Genomic DNA, 3,655 nt, shown 5'->3' with positions numbered 1-3,655 from the left:
CTAACAACGTCATCAATAGACAACCAGAGCATTAAGATTCTGTTACCTTAGCTAGCAACGAAGAACGGCTCCTAATCGGGAGCCGTTCTTGTGTCTAAATCTCACTTCGCACTAAGTGCTGTTACGTTAAATTGATACATTTTTATCCACAAAAATATTGAGTAAGTGGATCTCCCCCCACAAAATCAACCAGTTGCATAGTGGGGTGTTTTCCACTTCCATTATTGTCTTTTCAAACTAGCGATTCACTGCCTAGGCTATTGTTAACCAACATTTATAAGGCCTACCGTATGAATGAATCAAATTACCCGACTCTGATGCATGTCGAAAACATAAATAGCCTAGAAAGTTTACTCTTCGATAAAGACGCAGAAGGACTCCACCTTTTTTGCAGCTTTAACCGCGAAGAACTGAACCCTGAAATAATAAATAAATTACAACATAGTCAATTTAATTCTATTAGCTTTAATAACGCGAAAGCAATTTACCCCGACGGACCTAGGGACACATGATTTTTTTGTAATGATCAAACGCTAAGATTCTAGATAAAATAGGTGTAAATCTGGATTCGCACTAAGTGCCGTTACGTTAAATCAATACATTTTTATCCACAGAAATAGTGTTTAAGCGGCATTAATCCAACGAAAACAATAAATTGCATATTGATTATCTTTTCATGTTGACTGTTACATAAAAAAATCCTCATCGTTAATGATAAATTTTTTTTCATAATCAAAGCATTTGATGTCCTAAATCACAATGCTAAAAAAATCACACTAAACCATCAATGGCTACTAGAAATTCGCCACTTAAAATGCTCTTTGTAGTGAATAGAGGGCCGATTTTACACATAAATAACGAGCTTTATTTTGAACTTCATTTAGCGAACGAGTTAATCCTTAAAGAATAAAATCTTCTTTCCCCATGCTTAAAAACGCTTTAGAAAATCCTAGTGTTGTCAACCTAACTCCATCCCACTCAACAACACTGTTATTGATTAAACCATCTATAATAAAATCACGAGCCCTCTGAGAGAGGGCTCTATGAATACACCTTGAGTTTTCAAATGAACTTTCGATTCCTATCAGTTGCCCTTGAAACAAAAATGATGTTGAAGAACAGAGTTCCTCAGGCATACCTACCATTGTTAGAGTTACACTTTCAGGAGACACAGTGTAAAGTTGAAATACACTAGAAACTTTTAGGTAATAAACTACTTCTTCATTACCTCCATTGGCTCGCCACTCTCTCAACTTCGTCTCAGCCTCAACGTATCCAGAAAGGAAACAAAGCAAAAAAACAAATGCAATTTTCACCATGCAGTCACCAAAAGCCAAGACAATATATTTAAATATAGAACACTTACAGGATGGCGCTCTCGTATCTAACTCTGGTTTTTGGGAAATGATGTTTTGCATGATGAGTGGCAAATCGAGAACCATTTGAAGATCAAGAAGCTTGTGCAACCAAAAGCTAACAAACGGTTGTTCAAGAGTGATTCGCAAAATTTGGGGTTGTAGCTAAACCAAACTTGAAGAATAGGTGTTGATTAAGTGGCGTTACGTTAAACAAGGGGAAAATGTACACGTCTTAAATCTGAACTATACTCATAAAGCAGCAATGATACGTTTTTATTCCTTTGACAAAAAAGCCTCCGAATTAAAAGGCATTTATCTAACAACGTCATCAATAGACAACCAGAGCATTAAGATTCTGTTACCTTAGCTAGGATTCACCTGCGCAACGAAGAACGGCTCCCATATGGGAGCCGTTCTTGTGTCTAAATCTCAGTTCGCACTAAGTGGCGTTACGGTAAATACCCCAACAATTTCTACATCTGTTCACATGCAAAATTAAAAATATTAAGCAGTATTTTTACATCCCAATCAGGTAATAAAACCCAAATTGCACTAAATCCCATGAGTAGAGGCATGGTGAAATCCATAATGATCCATCTTAAGCATTGACTTCGATTGTGCTTCCAAAACCCTATTTCGTAGCGACGCAAAGCAACATCCATATAACCCAAAATCTCATCTAAACTTTCAGTATTCATTCCCCCAAGACTACCATTGTTACTTTCTAAACTTTTCTTATAGCCTTCAATGACATCAACCACATTTCCCGACCACCAAGAGTGAAGGGTGGATTGACGCTCTTCACTGGTAATTGGTTCTAGTATCGTTGAACCCATTCTCATGGAGTAACTAGCTATAGGAATTCTGAGTCCAGTTAGTCTTAATCGGTTTTCTTTATAATGATCTATAGTTGACCAAAGAAAATGAATAATGAAGTTACATAAAGTTAAAATGATTACGATATGAATGAAATCTTTGTTTATATTGACAAATTTAACACCAAAAAAAGAAGAATCATTTACGGAAATTCCCGAAGACCCGATCGTAAGAAAAAAACCGATCATAGATGTAATAATTAAGTTCCTACGAATACGTTGACTATTGCTGTCTAAAGGCTCGATATTTGGTTTTAATAAAATGTTTTTAAATCTAGTGTCACTCATGTGTCAGTCATTTTTCTTACAGATTTTGTGATAAATAGACTATCACAACTAAAAATCCGTCACTTTGACACCAAGGTAGAACGGCTCCCAATTGGGAGCCGTTCTTGTGTCTAAATCTGAGTTCGCACTAAGTGCGGTTATGGTAAATAATCGCTTTGTATTACAATGTAATCAGAAATGCACTGCACGAAGCTAACTCAAAACAGTTGCCTAACAAGAACGATGTATTGGTTTGGAGGTCATTGTCAACGTGATCTTTCTTCTTAGTTTTATTTCCAGAGCCACCAATGTGAAATGTTTTTTATTTGATATAAAGCGAGGTAATGATGAAAAAGTTGATACTGTTACTTTCATGTTTTTCTTTTTCAGTAGCATCGAATAACAACACTGAATTTGTAATAACTCCTTTGGTACCAACGGAATTAACTTCTCCAAAGGTGTCTGAAAGTGAAGATTTAGGTCACATTTGTAAAAGTGTGGTTTGTACATCACCCTCAAAAGAACAAACCATTCCTCCCGTTGGGGACGTACCACCTCGAGAGGGAAATATCACCTTAAACGCAATCTCAGGATTAGCTTATATATTATCTTCTGGTAACGGATAGAAAAATGTAGATCTGATCCAGTCAGACTTGCCCCCCCTAAGAGAAAACTGCTATCAAACCTCTAAAAAACCGGTGTTCATTATTCCTATTATGTTAAACGGGCGAGTTAGCTACCAAAAACACACCTCAGAGCCCCTCAAACGCTCTTAGCAAAGATTTTGGACACTTGATCAAGGCGATATGCTTCCATAACGCCTTGTAAGTTTGTGACGCTTTCAGAGCGATTTACAGGGTGTTTTTAGCCAATCCCATTTCATCCATCTTTAGTGCCCAACTCCCCAAAAGGAATGTTTTTCTTATCCGGCCATCGAGTACCAGGTAAAAATCTGCCTTGCAGTTTTTACTTGGTGCTCGATGGAGACAAACGAACAACGTGGAGTGCGTCAGTCTCATTCGCCAGTTCTCTTTGAACTCATCAAGACCAAAGCGATCAGTTACATTCTGCTCTTGGTGCATACTGCCCCAAACCCCCGTCAAATTCGCTCAAGTCGTTTGTATTTTTTCGCTTGCTATCGCCTCGCTTTAAATA

At 37.4% G+C, this 3,655-nt stretch carries 3 protein-coding genes; 1 reads left to right on the top strand and 2 read right to left on the bottom strand.

The window, feature by feature from the left end; genetic code table 11:
* Positions 1-899 precede the first annotated feature (899 nt).
* Complete coding sequence (locus AB6C75_RS23135; protein WP_102458427.1) at positions 900-1,319, bottom strand: hypothetical protein; 420 nt, start codon at positions 1,317-1,319, stop codon at positions 900-902.
* A 512-nt stretch (positions 1,320-1,831) separates the two neighbouring features.
* Positions 1,832-2,521 carry a hypothetical protein gene (locus tag AB6C75_RS23130; RefSeq protein WP_371972413.1) on the bottom strand — a complete coding sequence of 230 codons (690 nt, stop codon included), beginning with the start codon at positions 2,519-2,521 and terminating at the stop codon, positions 1,832-1,834.
* Between the two features lie 323 nt (positions 2,522-2,844).
* Here AB6C75_RS23130 and AB6C75_RS23125 point away from each other — a divergent pair, with 323 nt between their 5' ends.
* Complete coding sequence (locus AB6C75_RS23125) at positions 2,845-3,126, top strand: hypothetical protein (RefSeq protein ID WP_017090444.1); 282 nt, start codon at positions 2,845-2,847, stop codon at positions 3,124-3,126.
* The last annotated feature ends 529 nt before the right edge of the window (positions 3,127-3,655 follow it).

The organism is Vibrio sp. 10N.237.312.B06, from assembly GCF_041464685.1.
In the GTDB taxonomy this organism is placed as follows: domain Bacteria; phylum Pseudomonadota; class Gammaproteobacteria; order Enterobacterales; family Vibrionaceae; genus Vibrio; species Vibrio tasmaniensis_A.
This window is presented reverse-complemented; position numbering and strand designations above follow the sequence as displayed.

What these genes read in the sequence shown, in the direction of transcription:
- AB6C75_RS23135 (WP_102458427.1), bottom strand. Translation starts at nt 1,319, where the DNA reads ATGGTGAAAATTGCATTTGTTTTTTTGCTTTGTTTCCTTTCTGGATAC.
- AB6C75_RS23130 (WP_371972413.1), bottom strand. Translation starts at nt 2,521, where the DNA reads ATGAGTGACACTAGATTTAAAAACATTTTATTAAAACCAAATATCGAG.
- AB6C75_RS23125 (WP_017090444.1), top strand. Translation starts at nt 2,845, where the DNA reads ATGATGAAAAAGTTGATACTGTTACTTTCATGTTTTTCTTTTTCAGTA.